This window comes from Streptomyces sp. NPDC005722, assembly GCF_040630935.1.
Lineage (GTDB): Bacteria > Actinomycetota > Actinomycetes > Streptomycetales > Streptomycetaceae > Actinacidiphila.
This window is the reverse complement of record NZ_JBEXYN010000028.1, coordinates 40,264-56,098: the sequence shown is the minus strand read 5'-3', so window position 1 is coordinate 56,098 and position 15,835 is coordinate 40,264. Positions and strand designations below refer to the sequence as shown.

Genomic DNA, 15,835 nt, shown 5'->3' with positions numbered 1-15,835 from the left:
GTCGACGGCCGGCGGGTCCTCCCTCACGCGTGGGGCCCTACTTCTGCAGGAAGGACCGCAGCAGGGCCGTCACTTCCTGCGGCTTCTCCTCGGTCACCCAGTGCCCCGAACCCTGGACGACCCGGCTTTCGACGTCCTCGGCGTACTGGCGCCACTGCTCGGCGATGCTGCCGCCGAACGACTCCTGGCCGCCGATGGCCAGGACGGGCATCTTCAGCTTGCCCCGGTCCGCGAACTGCCCGTTCCGGGCCACGTCCGCGCGCAGTTGGCGCCAGATGTCCATCCAGGCCTTCGTACGGCCGGGCTCCTTCAGGTAGTGGGCGTAGAAGTCGTAGTCGTCCGCGCTGAAGGAGGACGTGACCACCAGGTGCTGCGCGATGAAGTCCTGGATGAAGGGGCGCTCGTGCCCGGCGATGAGCTGCTCGGCCAGAGGCGTCTGGAAGAAGCCGAAGTGCCATACGGACGGGGTCTTCGGGCTGGCGGGCAGAGCCGGCAGGGTGTAGATGCTCGTGTCCGGGATGTGGCCCTCCAGCACGGCCATGCGGCGCACCTCGGACGGCCACTGGGCCGCGTAGGCGTAGGCGACGTACAGGCCGACGTCGTGGCCGACGACCTGGACGCCCTCGTTCAGTTTCAGCTGCTTCAGCAACTCGTGGACGTCGTCGGCCATCTGGGCGGTCTGGTGGCCGCCGCTGGTGATCTCGGAGTCACCGATGCCCCGCAGGTCGACGGCGATCACGGTGTGGTCCTCGGCCAGCGGGCCCATCTGCGACCGCCACTCGGCCCAGGTCTGGGGGAAGCCGTGGATGAGCACCACGGGTGAACCCTTGCCCCCCTTCACGTAGTGCATCCTGAAGCCGTTGACCTCCGCGTACGCGGACGCGAAACCGGGGGGCGGTTCCGCCTGCGGCCACCGCTCGGTGGTGCCGGGACCACCGTTCGACGCCGCGTAGCCCACGATGACGGAGACCGTCAGGACGGCCGCCAGGGCCGAGACGAGCGCCATCAGTTCCTTGGCCTTGACCGTGCGAGTGCGCATGGTTCACCTGTCCGGGGCAGATCCGTGGTCATGCCTCTCCGGCACGCGCGAGTGCGGGCGAAGCCCCAAGGCGCGTGCGGTACGGCGGATACCGGCTGATCGACCGCCCCTGAGCACACCGTTCCGATCGACATCAGCGCTCGTCGAAGCTATGCGCACATCGGGCACCCCGCAACCTCGCCCTCGGCCGGCCGCCGCTCGGCGCGCGCACGCGACCGGCTCCGCCGAACGGGGGTCACACCCCGGGGTCGTCGGCGGCCGGTTGCCGTACCCCCGCCCGGACCGCCTCCAGTTGCGCGGCGAAGGCCAGGCCGAGGAAGAGCGCGACCGAAGTGAGGTAGGACCACAGCAGCAGCGCGACGAAGGCGCTGAGCGGCCCGTACATGCTGGTGAAGGATCCGCTGGCACCGACGTAGAGGCTGAGCGCCCAGGTGGACAGGCTCCACAGCACCAGGTACGTCGTCGCGCCGAAGGCGAGCCAGGTGTAGCCGGGTTGGTCCCGGCGGGGTGAGCGGCGGAAGATCGCGCTGGTGGCGAGGACCGCGAGGAGTATCCCGAGCGGCCGGCGCAGGACGTCCCAGGCGTGCGTGGTGGCGGTGTCGAGGTGGTAGACCTGCGCGAGGGCCCGGGTCAGGTGGGCGCCCAGGACGGTGAGGACGAAGCTGAGGCCGAGCGGCACGCCCGCCAGCACGGCCATCACCAGGCCGCGGCTGTACTTCTGCAGGAAGGGGCGGTCCCGCTCCACGCCGTAGATGCGGTTGGCGCCGCGCTCGACCTGGCACAGCCCGGTGGTGACGTTGACGACGGAGAACAGCAGCCCGAGCCACAGGGCCGCCTGCCCGCCGCCGTCGCCCTGCCGGTGGCTCTGCCGCAGGGCGTCGTCGATCACCTCCTGGCTGGGTCCGCTCGCGATCCGGCGCACGGTCAGTTCGGCGACGCGGCCGATGTCCTCGGTGTGCAGGACGCTCGACAGGCCGATCACGGCGATGGCGAAGGGGACGATCGAAAGGACCGTCTGCAGGGCCAGCGCGCGGGAGTGGCTGAAGCCGTCGGCGTAGCGGAAGCGCACGAAGGAGTCGCGCAGCAGGCTCCAGCCGCCGTGACGGCGCAGCGCGGCCCAGGCCTCGTCGCCGGACAGTTCGTCGCCCTGGACGTCGCGTCGCTGCGGGACGCGGGTGGCGGTGCCCATCGTTCTCCTGCCTGGTACGGCCGCGGGGGAGCGGCGGGAACTCAGCCGCCGGAAGCGACGGCGCGGTCGTCCTCGTGCCGGGCGGCACGGGCGGCGGGCGCGCGGGTGGGGGTGGGGGCGGGCAGGCGGACGGCAAGGGCCGCCGGCTGGACCTCGACGGTGAGCCGGGTGCCGTCGGGGACGACGTCGCCGTCGAGTTCGCGGGCCTGGGGCGTGGCGAAGCCGAGGTCGATCCGCCTGGCCCGGAAGTACTCCAGGGCTCCCCTGGCCACCGGCGAACCGGCCGGCGCGCCGTCGCCGCGCCGTCCCGCGCGGCGCGGCAGCATGCCCGCCACCAGGTGCCCGGCGGCGGCCGCCCATCCGGTCAGGCCGCGCGGATCGAGCAGCACGAGGTCCACGTGGCCGCTGTCGGGGCGCGCCGCGGGCAGCAGCGGCAGGCCGCCCTGGAGGACACCGACGTTGCCGATGAGGACCATCCGCGCCCGGCGCGTCAGCTCCGGCCCGCCGTCGAGGCGGATCGCGACGTGCATACGGGGGTCGCGGAGGTGGCCGAACCCCGAGACCGCGTAGGCGCTCCAGCCCAGGCGCGCCTTGAGCCGGTCGGAGGCGTCGCGGACCATGGCGGCGTCGAAACCCGCTCCGGCCATGACGGTGAAGCAGGTCGCGGGCAGTCCGTCGCCGTGCACCCGCCCCACGTCGATGCGGCCGGTCCGCCCGGCGAGGGCCCGCTCCAGGGCCGCCGCCGGGTCCAGGGGCAGGTCGAGGTTGCGGGCCAGCAGGTTGCCGGTGCCGCACGGCACGATGGCCAGCGCGGTGTCCGTGCCCAGCAGGGGCTCGGCGCAGGCGCGGACGGTGCCGTCGCCGCCGCAGGCCACGACCAGCGCCGGAGCGGATCGCGTGGTCAGCGCCCTCAGTTCGCCGCCCGGGTGTTCGGCCGTGGTGAGGGTCCACCGCTGGTCGGTGTAGCCGTGCCGGTCCAGGGCCGCGCGGACCGCGTCGGCCAGTTCGTCGGGGCAGGCGTGCGGATGCCGGACGACGACGGCCCGGCGTCCTCCGGCGCCGCGACGGGAGCGGGGGCCGGGTGGGCGTCCGCGTCGCGGCCTGCCCGGCGGCAACAGGGCGCGGGCCGCCACGAACAGGGTGCAGGCACCGTTGAGGAGACCGCCGGCGACGTCACTGGGGTGGTGCATCCCCGCGTACAGCCGTGCCGCCGCGACCGCCGCAGGGAGGCAGAGCAGCAGCGCGGTCAGCGGCAGCCGCCAGGGGCGGTGCTGTCCTCGGGCCACGATCACGGCCAGGGCCCCGTACAGGGCGAGCGCGGCGCCCACGTGCCCTGAGGGGAAGCTCGAGGTCTGCGGCGCCTGCTCCAGGTGCGGGACGTCCGGGCGGGGCCGTGCCACGCACAGGGTGACGAGGACGAAGACCGCCGACTGCGCCGCCACCGCACCGGCCAGGAAGCACGCCTCGGCCCGCCGTGGGGTGCGGGGCAGCACGAGCAGCGCCACCACGCACAGCAGCGTCACGGCGACCACCCCCTGCGTGCCCGCGACCAGGGACAGCCCGCGCGACACGGCGTCACCGGCGCCGCTGCGGTGTGCGGACAGGAACCGGACGGCTCCGTCCTCCGCCGTCAACGGCCACCGGCCCGCCCACGGGCCGGTCACGAGCACCCCGAGCGCGACGAGCAACGCCCACTGCAAGGGCAGCAGCAGGGGCGGCAGCAGCAACCGCCGCTGCCGTACGGGGACCGCGGTCCCATCGATCCTCATGGCTGCCGTCTTACCCGTCCGGCGCGGGTGACGCGTGCCGCGCTGGAACGAACCGGCCCGCGCCCGTCACAAGTCGCCGTGCGCGAGCCGCTCCCCCGTCAACGCCCGCAACAACTCCTGCCGCACCTCGTCACGGCCGTACCGCCGGAGCCCCCGCTTCCGCGTCATCGCCTCCAGGTCCAGCTGCAACGGAGACGGCGGCACGGTCAGCACCGGACACGACGCGTGAACGAGGCAGTGCCGGGCCACCCGCGACCGCGCCCAGCCGAACCGCCGCCTCCGTCCGGCGCCGACGACCAGCAGGTCGTCGTCGCGTTGGGCGATCTTGACGAGGGTCTCCCCCGGGTGCCGGCCCGAGATCGCCAGGCCGTCGATGTGCAGGTCGTCGGCGGTGGCGGCGAAGACGTCGTTCAGCATGGCGGTCAGGAGCCGCGTCGCCGCGCTCCGGGCCGCGCTTCCGGGCCCGCGCCCGAAGGCGTGTCCGAACGTCGGCCCGTACGTGGGCCCGAACGCGTTCCCGGCCACGGGAGCCTCCGGGCCGGGGCCCCGGGACAGCAGGCCGGCCTCGGCCCGGGTCCACACCAGGACGGCCAGCAGCCTGCGCCCGCTCAGACGTGCCTCGGCGCCGGCGCGCTGCAACGCGACCAGGCTGTTCAGGGAGCCGCTGACGCCGACCACGACCCGCTGTTGTGATGGCTCTTCCATCGGCACTCCCGTCCTCCCGGCCGGATCGGCCCCTACACGGACACGACGACGCGCCGCCGGCATGTGTGATGTAGCGCCGCTCACACGCGCGTGCGCGCTGTGACGGCGATCACCTCACGCGCGGTCGGAGCGCCTCGTCATTCCGGTGAGGCGCCGCCCCCAGGGCGCGCCGTCGCATTTCGCCTCGACGGAAGGAAAGAGATGTCCGACCCTCTTGACGCGGGCCGCCGGTCCGCGGACGTCAGGATCGGCACGACCGCACGGCGGGGGGTCGGCCGATGACGACCCAGCTGGAACAGGCCGCGCCCGTACCCGGTGCCGCCCGTCGAACCGGCCACCCGGGGATCGCGCTGTTCATCATCGCCGCGTGCCAGCTGATGATCGTGCTGGACAGCACCATCGTGAACGTCGCGCTGCCGAACATCCAGCGTTCGCTCGGCTTCTCCACGACCGACCTGTCCTGGGTCCTGAGCGCCTACACGCTGACCTTCGGCGGCATGCTGCTGCTGGGCGGCCGGGCGGGCGACATCCTCGGGCGCCGGCGCGTGTTCACCACCGGCATCGTCGTCTTCACCCTGGCGTCCCTGCTGGGCGGCCTCGCGCAGGAGCCCTGGCAGCTGCTGGCGGCGCGCGCCCTCCAGGGCGTCGGCGGCGCGATCGCCTCCCCCACGTCGCTCGCGCTCATCACCACCAACTTCGCCGAGGGCCCGGAACGCAACCGGGCGATGGGCGTGTTCGCGGGCGTCTCCGGGGCCGGCGCGGCCGTCGGGCTGCTGGCGGGCGGCATGCTCACGGAGTGGCTCGACTGGCGGTGGGTGCTGTTCGTCAACGTCCCGATCGGGCTCCTCGTCGCGGGGCTCGCCCCGGTCTACATCAACGAGTCCCGGCGCCACCCCGGCCACTTCGACGTCGCCGGCGCCGCGACATCGACCCTCGGCATGGCCTCGCTCGTCTACGGGTTCATCCGGGCCTCCGGGGACGGCTGGAGCGACCCGCTGACCGTCACCGCCTTCGTCGCGTCGGCGGTGCTCCTCGCGGCGTTCGTGCTCGTCGAGTCCCGGGCCGCGCAGCCCATCATCCCGCTGCGCATGTTCGGCGACCGCAACCGCGTCGGCTCGTACGTCATCATCCTCTGCCTGGCGGGCGCGATGTACGGGATGTTCTTCTTCATCGTGCAGTTCTTCCAGGTCGTGTTGGGCTACAGCCCGATCCGCTCCGGTCTGGCGTCGCTGACCTTCACCGCGGCGCTGGTCGTCGCGGTCGGGATCACGCAGCGGCTGCTGCCGGCGCTCGGCCCCAAGCCGTTCGTGGTCATCGGCTCGGCCCTGTCGATCGTCGGGCTGGGCTGGCTGACGGCGATCGATCCGGGCACCACGTACGTGGGCGGCGTGATGGCGCCGCTGTTCCTCTTCGGCGCGGGCATCGGCCTCAACTTCGTGACGCTCACGCTCACCAGTGTCTCGGGCGTCGCCCCGCACGAGGCCGGCGCCGCCTCCGGGGTGCTCAACGCCTCGCAGCAGGTCGGCGGTTCACTGGGGCTCTCCATCATGGTGACGGTCTTCGGAACGGCGACCCGCGACGAGGCGGGGCGGCAGATGCCGGCCTTCCTGGCGCGGGCCACCGATGCGGAGAAGGCCGAGCTGGCACGGAGCGGGCAGTTGCCGGGCCACTGGGGACACCAGGTGCTGACCGAGGGCATCTCCTCGGCGTTCGTCACCTCGGCGGCCATGGCGGCCGTCGCACTGCTGGTCGCGCTGCTGCTGATCCGGGTCCGCAGGAGCGACCTGGAGAACCTCAGCGGCAAGGCCGCGGCCGCCGGTACCGGCCTGTGACGGAGGATCGCCCGGGACCGGCCGCGCCGGCCCGGTTCCGGGCGATCCGCCACGTCACCTGCCACGCCGACGACTCCACCCGGCTCACGGCCGCGTTCCGGGGCGGCACGACCGCCGCCCGACGCCCGTGGCGCGGGCGTCGGCGTGTCGGTGCGGGCAACGGCGGCGCGTGCATGGGCCGGGCGGGCGGGCGCCCGATCGTCAGGAACCAGTCGTCAGGAATGCGCCGCCGCCCGGTCGGATTCGCTGCGGAGGACGCAGAATTCGTTTCCCTCGGGGTCGGCGAGGACCGCCCAGCCGGTGCCGTCGGGATCGCGGTGGTCGGCGACCAGCGTCGCCCCGAGGCCCAGCAGCCGTTCCACCTCCTGCTCCCGCGAGGTCCCGGGGCGCAGGCACAGATGGACCCGGTTCTTGATCGTCTTGGGTTCCGGCACCTGGTTGAAGTACAGCACCGGTCCCTCCGCGAGCATCACCTGGGTCTCCCGGTCGCCCGGCGCGTCCCCCGGATGCAGCGGACGGCCCGTCACCCTGCTCCAGAACAGGGCCAGCCCATAGGCATCCGCACAGTCGACCGCCACGTTCTGCACCACCGAGACCATGCCGCAAGCCTGCCCGACCTCCGCGGCGGACGCCAGCACGTCCTCACGTACGGCGGCGGTCCCGGTACTCGCCCGGGACGTCGTCCCTGCCGCGCCACGCGCGCAGTTTGTCCGGGTGCATCACGAGCCACAGCCGGTCGATGCGGCCCTCCTCGCCGAGGCCGATCCCGATGACCGCCCCGGTCACGCCGTCCACGCGCCCGACGAGGCCCGGGCGGCCGCTGACGTCCTCCACGCGGAAGGAGACCCCGGGTTCCTTCCGCAGGACGCCGAGGAAGAGGCGGGCGATCTTGTCGGCTCCGACGACGGGACGCAGGGCGGTCCTGACCAGTCCGCCGCCGTCCGCGGTCGCGGTCGCGTTGGCGTCGAGGAGGCCCACGAGTGAGTCCAGGTCACCGGTCTCGCAGGCGTGCTTGAACGCGGACACGACCTCCCGGTGCCGCGAGCCGAGGACCCCCGGGCGCTCGGCCGCCCTGATCCGGCGGCGGGCGGACGTGGCGAGCTGACGGCAGGCCGCGGGGGTGCGGCCCACCGTCTCCGCGATCTCCGCGAAGGGGACGCCGAAGATGTCGTGCAGGATGAACGCCACACGCTCGGCGGGGGTGACCGAGTCCAGGACCACCAGCACCCCCATGGTCACGGATTCGTCCAGGCTGATCTGGTCCGCGGGGTCGACGCCGGCCGACACCGGGCCCACGCTGTCCCCGGCCGACCCGGGCAGCGGCTCGGGCAGCCACTCCCCCACGTACCGCTCCCTTCGTACGCGGGCCGAGGACAGGTGGTCCAGGCAGATCCTGCTCGCCACCCGCACCAACCACGCCATGGGCGACCTGATGTCGCGCTGGACGTCGTCGGAGAGGGCGTACCAGCGCATGTAGGTCTCCTGGACGACGTCCTCGGCGTCGTACGAGGAGCCGAGCATGCGGAACGCCAGGTTCAGCAGCACCCGGCGCTCGCCGAACACGGCGCTCAGCGAGTGGTCGGCGGCTCCGGGCGGGGGCGCGTCAGGCACGCCGCCGCCCGTGGGTCCGCCCCCGGGTCCGGCCGGAGCCCGCACCGCCGCCGCCCTCCACCAGGCGCAGGCCGGGGCCGCGGGTGCACGCGGGCGCCGGTGTGCCGCCGGCGTGCGCGACCGCGGCCGCGAGCCGTCGATGGAGGTGTCCGGGACGGGCGAGGCGGGCGAGCCGCGCGAGGCGGCCCGCGATCACCTCGTGGAGCGGGCCCTTCAGGTGTCCGATCTGCATGTCCCTATGACGAGGCGGCGCCCGCGAATGTGAGGCGCTCCGGCCACCGGACGCACATCCGCGGCACGCCCGTGACACGCCCCGGCCGCACCCGGGCCACGCCCGCGCGCCGCGCTGTGTCCGGCGTCACCTCACATCCCCGGCGTCCGGGCCGTCGTGACGTACGACCCATCCGACGCGTGAAGCCGCGCGCACAGTGCCGAGGGAAGCCAAGGTGACGATCAGCAACACCAGAGACCGAGGACGGACGCCCCGGGGGGAGCGGCTGGCCGACTGGGCGGACGGCCGCCTCGGCGTCTACACCCTGGCCAGGGCCCACATGCGCAAGATCTTCCCCGACCACTGGTCGTTCATGCTGGGCGAGATCTGCCTGTACAGCTTCGTCGTGCTGGTCCTGACCGGCGTCTACCTGACGCTCTTCTTCCACCCCTCCATGAACGAGGTGGTCTACGACGGCAGTTACGCCCCGCTCAACGGCGTCAGCATGTCGGAGGCCTACTCCTCCGCCCTCGGCATCTCCTTCGACGTGCGCGGTGGTCTGCTGGTGCGCCAGATGCACCACTGGGCGGCCATCGTCTTCGTCGCGGCCATGTTCGTCCACATGATGCGGCACTTCTTCACGGGCTCCTACCGCAAGCCCCGTGAGGTCAACTGGGTCTTCGGCTGGCTGATGCTCGTCCTCGGCATGTTCGAGGGGTTCATCGGCTACTCGCTGCCGGACGACCTGCTGTCGGGCACCGGACTGCGCTTCCTGCAGGGCGCCGTGCTGTCGGTCCCGGTCGTGGGGACGTACCTCTCGATGTTCCTCTTCGGCGGCGAGTTCCCCGGCGGCGAGATCGTCCCGCGCTTCTACTCCGTGCACGTCCTGCTGCTGCCCGGGATCTTCGTCGCACTGATGGCGGCCCACCTGATCCTGCTCTTCCACCACAAGCACACCCAGTGGGCGGGCCCCGGACGGAGGAACGGCAACGCCGTGGGCATGCCGCTGCTGCCGGTGTACGTGGCGAAGGCGGGCGGCTTCTTCTTCCTCGTCGCGGGCGTGCTGGCCGCGCTGTCCGCCGTCGCGGCCGTCAACCCCGTCTGGAACTACGGGCCGTACCGGCCGGACCAGGTCTCGACCGGTGCCCAGCCGGACTGGTACATGGGGTTCGCCGAGGGCCTCATCCGCGTCATGCCGGGCTGGGAGGTCGACCTCGGCGGGCACACCCTGGTGCTCGGCGTGCTGATACCCCTGCTGCTCTTCCCCGCCGTCCTGTTGGCCATCGGCGTCTACCCGTTCGTCGAGTCCTGGGTCACCGGGGACCGGCGCGAGCACCACCTGCTGGACCGGCCCCGCAACCGCCCGGTGCGCACGGGGCTCGGCGTCGCCTGGCTCAGCCTGTACTTCTGCCTGCTGGCCGGCGGCGGCAACGACATCTTCGCGACGCGCTTCCACCTGTCCATCAACGCGGTCACGTGGACGATCCGCGTCGCCGTGTTCGTCGTCCCGGTGGCGGCCTTCACCGTCACCAAACGCATCTGCCTGGGCCTGCAGCGGCGTGACCGGGACCAGCTCCTGCACGGCGCCGAGACGGGGGTGATCCGCCGGCTGCCGCACGGCGAGTACGTCGAGGTCCACCGCCCCCTCGACGCCGCGCGGCGTCACGTCCTGGGCTCCCACGAGCAGTACCGGCCGCCGGCCCCCGGCGCCGACGAGGACGAGAACGGCCTCCCGCGGCGGCGGACCCGGCGCGAACGCCTGAGGATGCGCCTGTCGCACGCCTTCTACGGCCCCTCGTCCCAGGTGGCCACGCCGACCGAGGAGGAGATGCGGCACGCGGTCGAACGCTGAACGCCCCACGGGAGGGCCGGTGGTGGCCAGGCCAGGTGCAGGGCGCCTACGCCCAGGAAGCCAGCTTCTCCGGGTTCAGGGTGAGCCACACGTCGGTGATCCGTGATCCCACGACGTTCAGGGTGACGACGGCCACCACCGCCCCGTCCGAGCGGCAGACCAGGGCCGGACGGTGGGCGGCGTTCTCCAGGGTGATGCCGGTCATGGCGAGACCGCTCTTCCTGCGGGTCACACCGATGAGGTAGCGCGCCGTCCTGTCCGCTCCGCGGATCGGCCTGAGTGCGGCCCTGACGTGTCCGCCCCCGTCGGCCCTGGCGGTCACCTGCGGGTCCAGCAGCGTGATCAGACGGTCGAGTTCGCCCGTCTGGCAGGCCCTCTTGAACTCGCGGACCAGCCGCCGGTACTCCTTCTGGTCCGCCTCGTGCCTGCGGGCGGAGGCGATGCCGCGGCGGGCGGCCACGGCCAGCGCGCGGCAGCTCTCGGCGCTGCGGCCGACGATGGCGGCGATCTCGGCGAAGGGGACCTTGAAGACGTCGTGCAGGACGAAGCTCACGCGCTGCGCCGGGGTGAGTGCCTCGAGCAGGACCAGCATCCCCATCGTGACGGACTCGTCGAGGGCGGCCCGGTCGGCGGGGTCGTCCGGCTGCCCCGGCCTCCGCACGCTGCTCCACGCCGCGCTGTCCGGCAGGGGCTCGGGCAGCCACTCGCCCGTGTACCGCTCCCTGCGCACCCGGGCGGAGCCGAGGTGGTCCAGGCAGATCCGGCCCGCCACGCGGACGAGCCAGGCCGTGGGGGACTCGATGCCGGCGCGTGCCGACGGGGACATCCCGTACCAGCGGGCGTAGGTCTCCTGGACGACGTCCTCGGCGTCGTGCGACGAGCCGAGCATCCGGAAGGCCAGCGCCATCAGCATGGGCCGGTCCTCGAGCGTCGGGTTCGAGCGGGTGCTCAGTCGTCCCGCGTCCTTGCCCCGCATGAGCGTGAGTCCTAGGCCGTGTCGTCAAATGCCCTCCCCCAACCTTCGGTCGGGGGTGCCCCCACCCCACGGCGCCTGGCACGGCACCTCGCTGCGTTGTCGAATCGTCCGAGTAGCCCACTACGAGGACGACTCTCCGCCTTGCGATGCACCGCACCAGACGCCGCTGGGCCCGCCCTCCGGGCGGCCGACGTTCATTTGACGACACGCCCTAGGGCCGAGGAGACACCTGTGCGGCGGCGCAGGGCCTCCATGAGTGTCTTGGTTCCATCGTGCAGGCCGGGGCGGGAACCGGCGAGCCGTCCGCCGTGGGGCGGTCAGGCCGCGGTACCGCCCGCTCCTCTCAGCCGCTCGCGCTGGGTGCGTCGCTGCATCGCGCGCCGTTCGGCCTCGGTGGTGCCGCCCCAGACGCCCTCCATGGGACCGGCTCCCAGCGCCCACTCCAGGCAGCGCTCCCGTACGGGGCAACGGTGGCACACGGCCTTGGCCTCGCCGATCTGCACCATTCCCAGACCGCTGCCGCTGATGGGGAAGAAGAGTTCCGGATCTTCCTCACTGCAGGCGGCGGCTTCGCGCCAATTCATGGAAGTCTCCTCAGAGGTGGTCACGGCCGTTCCCCGGCGGCTGACCCACGCCGGACGAATTCCTGCGAGTGCCATGCTGGGATGCTATGGACGAGTGCGCCGTGCCGTCCAAGACGCATATACGAAGGCGTCGATAGACACAGCCTATGGTCGCAATCCGGACATCCTGTGGCGGTCCTCGCACAGGAAGTGCCCGGTATTCCCGGAAGGGGCCGCTTCCCCTTTCACCGCAGGCACGGCGGGACGGCCCGCCGGGATGCCGGGGGCCGGCCCTCACGACCGCTCCCAGCCCCGCAGCTTGTCGGGGTTCAGGACGAGCCAGACGTTCACGACCCGGTCGCCCCGCACGTCGAGGCTGATCGCCGCGGCGGCCTCGCCGCCGTGTCCGACCACCAGCCCGGCCCGGCCGTTGAACGTGGCCTCGGCGATGACGACGCCGTCCCGCGGGGCCAGCAGCACGCCCAGGCAGCGGGTGACGTCGTCCGCTCCGCCGACGGGCCGTTCCGGGGTGCGGATCCTGCCGCCGCCGTCGAAGACGGCCGAGACTTCGGGGGCCAGGAGTCCGGCCAGGAGCCGCAGGTCGTGCGACTCGCACGCCTTCCGGAACGCGCGGACCACCTCCCCGTGCCGTCCGGTCCCGGCCGGTCCGGCCCAAAGGCCGCGCAGGGACCGCCGAGCCGGCTCCGCGGCAGCCCCGGCCGCCCGGGGCCGGTCGTCACGCGCCCCCTCGCCGGGCGTCCGCGCCGGGCGGGACCGGCAGACCTCCTTCAGGGTCCCGGCCAGCCAGGCCCCCGGGTCCATGGCACCGCGGTCGCCCTCGGCGTACCAGCGGCGGTAGGTCTCCGTGAGCGCGTCCTCCGCTTCCACCGCGGAGGACAGGAATGCGCGTGCGAGGCCGAGCAGCATTCTCCGCTCTTCCAGCAGATCGGATATGGGCGCGACTTCTTCCGCGTATTTCATCGACTTACCCGGCCTTTCGGAGCGGCGTGCGTGAACGTCCGGACGACGTGGGTCCGAACGTCGCCGGTTTCGCACCGCGACGGCCTTTGTCCGGCGGTGCGGCGCTCGTACGGAAAGACGAAGCAGCCGCTCCGGGTGTGAGGATCCGATGTCCCGGCCACCGGGGAAGACGGTCGCGGAAGGGAGTTGGCGCACCCTGCGGCGCCCGGGCCGGGCGCGGGTTGCCGGGCACCCGCCGAGGAATTGTCCCGCGAATACGTCGTGGAATTGGACCACACTCCCGGCCGTGCGCATGCGTAGCCTTTCCGGCATGGACGTGTCCGGACCACCCGCGCATCCTGAACCTCCCACGGCTGCCTGACGCACCGGGTCGCACGGCCGCACCACCGCGAGGGAGCGCACCGCGGGGGGACACAGGAGGGACGACCGATGAGCAGTACCAGTGGAACGGCGTCGTCCGAGGCGAACGGGGCCGCCGCCCCGGGCGGCGCGGCGACGGCACTCCTCGACTCGGAGGGCACCGTGGCCGGTTGGTCGCAGGCCGCCCAGCGACTCGCCGGCTACGCCGCCGCGGACGTGGTCGGCCGGCCCGCCCGTGTGCTGCTGGCCGACGGCGACGTGCACGCGGAAGCCGCCGCCGCGGCGGGCCGACTCCGCCGCCGGGGCCGCTGGTCGGGCCCCGTGCGGATCCGTCACCGCGACGGGCACGCGATCGGCGTGCGCCTGACGGCGCAGTCACTGGCCGGCCGCGACGGCCGCGCACAGTGGCTCGTGTCGGCCTCCGAGACGTCCTCCCACGCCTCCTGGACGGCGAACGGCCCCGTGGCGGCGGAGCCGCCGCCGGCCGCGGTCGCGATGCCGCATCGGATGCCGATCGGCATCGCGATCCGCGACACCCAGGTCCGCTGCATCTGGGTGAACGACGTCCACGACCTCGGCAACGGCGCCGGCCCGCCCCCGCAGTTGCCGGGGAGCCCGCCCCACCCGGTCCCCGGCACCGAGGCGGAGTCGCTCGAGGCCGTCATGCACCGGATGCTCAAGAGCGGTGACCTCGTGATCAACGGGGACTACCAGGCCTCCCCGCCCGCCCGGGCCCGCCAGGAGCCGCCGGCGGCCCCCTCCCTCTTCCGCCTCGACGACGCGCAGGGCCGCCCACTGGGCGTGTGCACGGTGGACGCGGACGACGCCGGCGGCCGCCGCGCGCAGGAGCGCCTGCGCATCCTGGACGAGGCCGGCAGGCGCATCGGCACCACCCTGGACGTCATGCGGACCGGGCAGGAGCTGGCCGACCTCGCCGTGCCGGCCCTCGCGGACTACGCCACCGTCGACCTGGCCGAGTCCGTCCTGCTGGGCGGGGAGCGACCCGCCCGGTCCCGCCCCGGGGGCGCGGGACCGACCCCGGCCGTCCGCCGCGCCGGCCTGGCCTCGATCCGGCCCGGCGCGCCGGAATCGCTGTTCGCCCGGGGAGATCCGGTCTCCACCCCGCCGGCGTCTCCGTTCACCGGGGTCCTGCGCTCCGGCAGGGCCCGTCTGGAGCCGGTGCTGAACGGCTCCCCGGGCACGTGGCTGGACCACGACGACGCGGCACGCGCCGCCAAGGTCCGCCGGCACCGCATGCACTCGCTGATGCTCCTCCCGATCCGCGCGCGGGGGGCCGTCCTCGGCGTGGCGACGTTCATCCGGACCGAGGACCCCCGGCCGTTCGAGGCCGACGACCTGCTCCTCGCCGAGGAACTCGTCCGGCGGGCCGCCACCTGCCTGGACCAGGCCCGCCAGTACGCGCGCGAGCACTCCGCCGCCCTCGCCCTGCAGCGCCACCTGCTCCCGCGCCGCGCCACGGGCGGGGCCGCCGCCGACGTGGCCTGGCGCTACCTGCCCGCCGACAGCCACCACGGCGTCGGGGGCGACTGGTTCGACGTCATCCCGCTGTCCGGGGCCCGGGTCGCGCTGGTCGTCGGCGACGTCGTCGGACACGGCATCAACGCGGCGGCCACCATGGGCCAGCTCCGTACGGCGGTGCACACCCTCGCCGACCTGGACGTGCCCCCGGACGAGTTGCTGGCCGCCCTGGACAAGCAGGTCACCCACCTCGCCGAGGCCGACGCCGGCCCGGACGGCGCCCCGGCCGGCACGACCATGACGGCCACCTGCCTGTACGCGGTGTACGACCCCGTCACCCGCCTGTGCACCCTGGCCCGGGCCGGGCACCCCCCGCCCGCGGTCGTCGGCCCCTACGGCGGCGTCACCTTCCCCGACCTGCCCGTCGGGGCACCGCTCGGCCTCGGCCTGGTCCCCTTCGAGGCCGTCACGCTGGAACTGCCCGAGGGCAGCGTGCTCGCCTTCTACACCGACGGTCTGATCGAGGACCGCGACCACGACATCGACGTCGGCATGGACCGCCTGGGCGCGGCCCTGGCACGGCCCGGCCTCCCGCTCGAGGAACTGTGCTCGTCGGCGGTGGCCTCACTGCCCGAGGGGGCGCCGAACGACGACGTCACCCTGCTCCTGGCACGGACCCGGTCGCTCGGTCCGGGCAGTGTGGCGTCGTGGCGGTTCCCCGCCGACGCGGCCGTCGTCGGGCGCGCCCGGTCGCTCGTCACCCGGCAGTTGGCCCGGTGGGGGCTGGACGGTCTGGCCGAGTCCACGGCACTGATCGTCAGCGAACTCGTCACCAACGCCGTCGTCCACGGCGACGGGGGCTGCGACCGCGACCGCACGATCGGCCTGCGCCTGATCCGGCACACCGTACTGACCTGCGAGGTCAGCGACACCAACCACAGCCGTCCGCTGCTGCGCCGGCCCACCGCGACCGACGAGCACGGCCGGGGGCTCTTCCTCGTCTCCCAGTTGTCCCCCGCGTGGGGTGCCCGGCACCTTCCGGACGGCAAACTCCTCTGGGTCGACCAGGAGCTGACGCCGGGGCCGACCTCTCCATCGTGATACCTTATGACCCTTTTCCGGATAAATGTTAGCACTTGTTGCGTCTCGCGGCTTATCAGCGCTACGCTTCCTGGACATCCCCCCACAACACCATCCGGGAACCTCCGGACGCCGCGAAGGACATCACCTTCGACCCCCGTACACCCCCAGGGGAAGCGTCCGCGGAG

13 protein-coding genes are annotated in these 15,835 nt (G+C 73.4%); 3 read left to right on the top strand and 10 right to left on the bottom strand.

The features are described from left to right. Nucleotides 1-37 precede the first annotated feature (37 nt). The 4 genes from ABZ479_RS27765 to ABZ479_RS27750 form a co-directional block, all read right to left on the bottom strand. Nucleotides 38-1,039 (bottom strand): alpha/beta fold hydrolase, encoded by a 1,002-nt coding sequence (locus ABZ479_RS27765; RefSeq protein ID WP_500464095.1) that lies wholly within the window; start codon nt 1,037-1,039, stop codon nt 38-40. Nucleotides 1,040-1,274: 235 nt separating this feature from the next. Beyond that, nucleotides 1,275-2,228: a YihY/virulence factor BrkB family protein gene (locus ABZ479_RS27760; protein ID WP_500464094.1), complete on the bottom strand. Its 954-nt coding sequence runs from the start codon at nt 2,226-2,228 to the stop codon at nt 1,275-1,277. A gap of 41 nt (nt 2,229-2,269) precedes the next feature. Beyond that, nucleotides 2,270-3,997 carry a bifunctional phosphatase PAP2/diacylglycerol kinase family protein gene (locus tag ABZ479_RS27755; RefSeq protein WP_500464093.1) on the bottom strand — a complete coding sequence of 576 codons (1,728 nt, stop codon included), beginning with the start codon at nt 3,995-3,997 and terminating at the stop codon, nt 2,270-2,272. Between the two features lie 66 nt (nt 3,998-4,063). Continuing rightward, entirely contained in the window at nt 4,064-4,702 is a 639-nt protein-coding gene (locus ABZ479_RS27750; protein ID WP_500464092.1) for a universal stress protein, read from the bottom strand. Nucleotides 4,703-4,980: 278 nt separating this feature from the next. Between ABZ479_RS27750 and ABZ479_RS27745 the strand changes: the two genes are divergently transcribed. Then, on the top strand, nt 4,981-6,534 hold the full coding sequence (locus tag ABZ479_RS27745; protein WP_500464091.1) for an MFS transporter: 1,554 nt from the start codon (nt 4,981-4,983) through the stop codon (nt 6,532-6,534). A 215-nt stretch (nt 6,535-6,749) separates the two neighbouring features. On the opposite strand, the gene ABZ479_RS27740 is transcribed toward ABZ479_RS27745, so the two are convergent. Genes ABZ479_RS27740 through ABZ479_RS27730 form a run of 3 tightly spaced genes read right to left on the bottom strand, consistent with a single transcriptional unit; the run spans nt 6,750 to nt 8,377 of the window. Further along, nucleotides 6,750-7,133, bottom strand: coding sequence for a VOC family protein (locus ABZ479_RS27740; protein ID WP_500464090.1), 384 nt, complete (start codon nt 7,131-7,133; stop codon nt 6,750-6,752). 43 nt (nt 7,134-7,176) lie between these two features. Beyond that, complete coding sequence (sigJ, locus tag ABZ479_RS27735) at nt 7,177-8,145, bottom strand: RNA polymerase sigma factor SigJ (RefSeq protein ID WP_500464089.1); 969 nt, start codon at nt 8,143-8,145, stop codon at nt 7,177-7,179. Further along, a complete protein-coding gene (locus ABZ479_RS27730; protein WP_500464088.1) occupies nt 8,138-8,377 on the bottom strand; it encodes a hypothetical protein in 240 nt (79 codons plus the stop codon). The genes sigJ (ABZ479_RS27735) and ABZ479_RS27730 overlap by 8 nt, the downstream gene beginning before the upstream one ends. A gap of 214 nt (nt 8,378-8,591) precedes the next feature. Between ABZ479_RS27730 and qcrB the strand changes: the two genes are divergently transcribed. Further along, a complete protein-coding gene (qcrB, locus tag ABZ479_RS27725; RefSeq protein ID WP_500464087.1) occupies nt 8,592-10,208 on the top strand; it encodes a cytochrome bc1 complex cytochrome b subunit in 1,617 nt (538 codons plus the stop codon). A 46-nt stretch (nt 10,209-10,254) separates the two neighbouring features. On the opposite strand, the gene sigJ (ABZ479_RS27720) is transcribed toward qcrB, so the two are convergent. The 3 genes from sigJ (ABZ479_RS27720) to ABZ479_RS27710 form a co-directional block, all read right to left on the bottom strand. Next, nucleotides 10,255-11,184 carry an RNA polymerase sigma factor SigJ gene (gene sigJ / locus ABZ479_RS27720; protein WP_500464086.1) on the bottom strand — a complete coding sequence of 310 codons (930 nt, stop codon included), beginning with the start codon at nt 11,182-11,184 and terminating at the stop codon, nt 10,255-10,257. Nucleotides 11,185-11,501: 317 nt separating this feature from the next. Continuing rightward, nucleotides 11,502-11,768 (bottom strand): WhiB family transcriptional regulator, encoded by a 267-nt coding sequence (locus ABZ479_RS27715; protein WP_500464085.1) that lies wholly within the window; start codon nt 11,766-11,768, stop codon nt 11,502-11,504. Nucleotides 11,769-12,041: 273 nt separating this feature from the next. Continuing rightward, nucleotides 12,042-12,674, bottom strand: a complete 633-nt coding sequence (locus ABZ479_RS27710) for a sigma-70 family RNA polymerase sigma factor family protein (RefSeq protein ID WP_500464084.1) — start codon at nt 12,672-12,674, stop codon at nt 12,042-12,044. 483 nt (nt 12,675-13,157) lie between these two features. Here ABZ479_RS27710 and ABZ479_RS27705 point away from each other — a divergent pair, with 483 nt between their 5' ends. Then, nucleotides 13,158-15,668: a SpoIIE family protein phosphatase gene (locus tag ABZ479_RS27705; protein ID WP_500464083.1), complete on the top strand. Its 2,511-nt coding sequence runs from the start codon at nt 13,158-13,160 to the stop codon at nt 15,666-15,668. The last annotated feature ends 167 nt before the right edge of the window (nt 15,669-15,835 follow it).

Bases quoted from the DNA above. Each gene is read 5' to 3' on its own strand.
- ABZ479_RS27705 (WP_500464083.1), top strand. From the start codon at position 13,158: ATGAGCAGTACCAGTGGAACGGCGTCGTCCGAGGCGAACGGGGCCGCC.
- ABZ479_RS27760 (WP_500464094.1), bottom strand. From the start codon at position 2,228: ATGGGCACCGCCACCCGCGTCCCGCAGCGACGCGACGTCCAGGGCGAC.
- ABZ479_RS27750 (WP_500464092.1), bottom strand. From the start codon at position 4,702: ATGGAAGAGCCATCACAACAGCGGGTCGTGGTCGGCGTCAGCGGCTCC.
- ABZ479_RS27745 (WP_500464091.1), top strand. From the start codon at position 4,981: ATGACGACCCAGCTGGAACAGGCCGCGCCCGTACCCGGTGCCGCCCGT.
- ABZ479_RS27730 (WP_500464088.1), bottom strand. From the start codon at position 8,377: ATGCAGATCGGACACCTGAAGGGCCCGCTCCACGAGGTGATCGCGGGC.
- ABZ479_RS27755 (WP_500464093.1), bottom strand. From the start codon at position 3,997: ATGAGGATCGATGGGACCGCGGTCCCCGTACGGCAGCGGCGGTTGCTG.
- sigJ (WP_500464086.1), bottom strand. From the start codon at position 11,184: ATGCGGGGCAAGGACGCGGGACGACTGAGCACCCGCTCGAACCCGACG.
- ABZ479_RS27740 (WP_500464090.1), bottom strand. From the start codon at position 7,133: ATGGTCTCGGTGGTGCAGAACGTGGCGGTCGACTGTGCGGATGCCTAT.
- ABZ479_RS27715 (WP_500464085.1), bottom strand. From the start codon at position 11,768: ATGAATTGGCGCGAAGCCGCCGCCTGCAGTGAGGAAGATCCGGAACTC.
- ABZ479_RS27765 (WP_500464095.1), bottom strand. From the start codon at position 1,039: ATGCGCACTCGCACGGTCAAGGCCAAGGAACTGATGGCGCTCGTCTCG.
- ABZ479_RS27710 (WP_500464084.1), bottom strand. From the start codon at position 12,674: ATGCTGCTCGGCCTCGCACGCGCATTCCTGTCCTCCGCGGTGGAAGCG.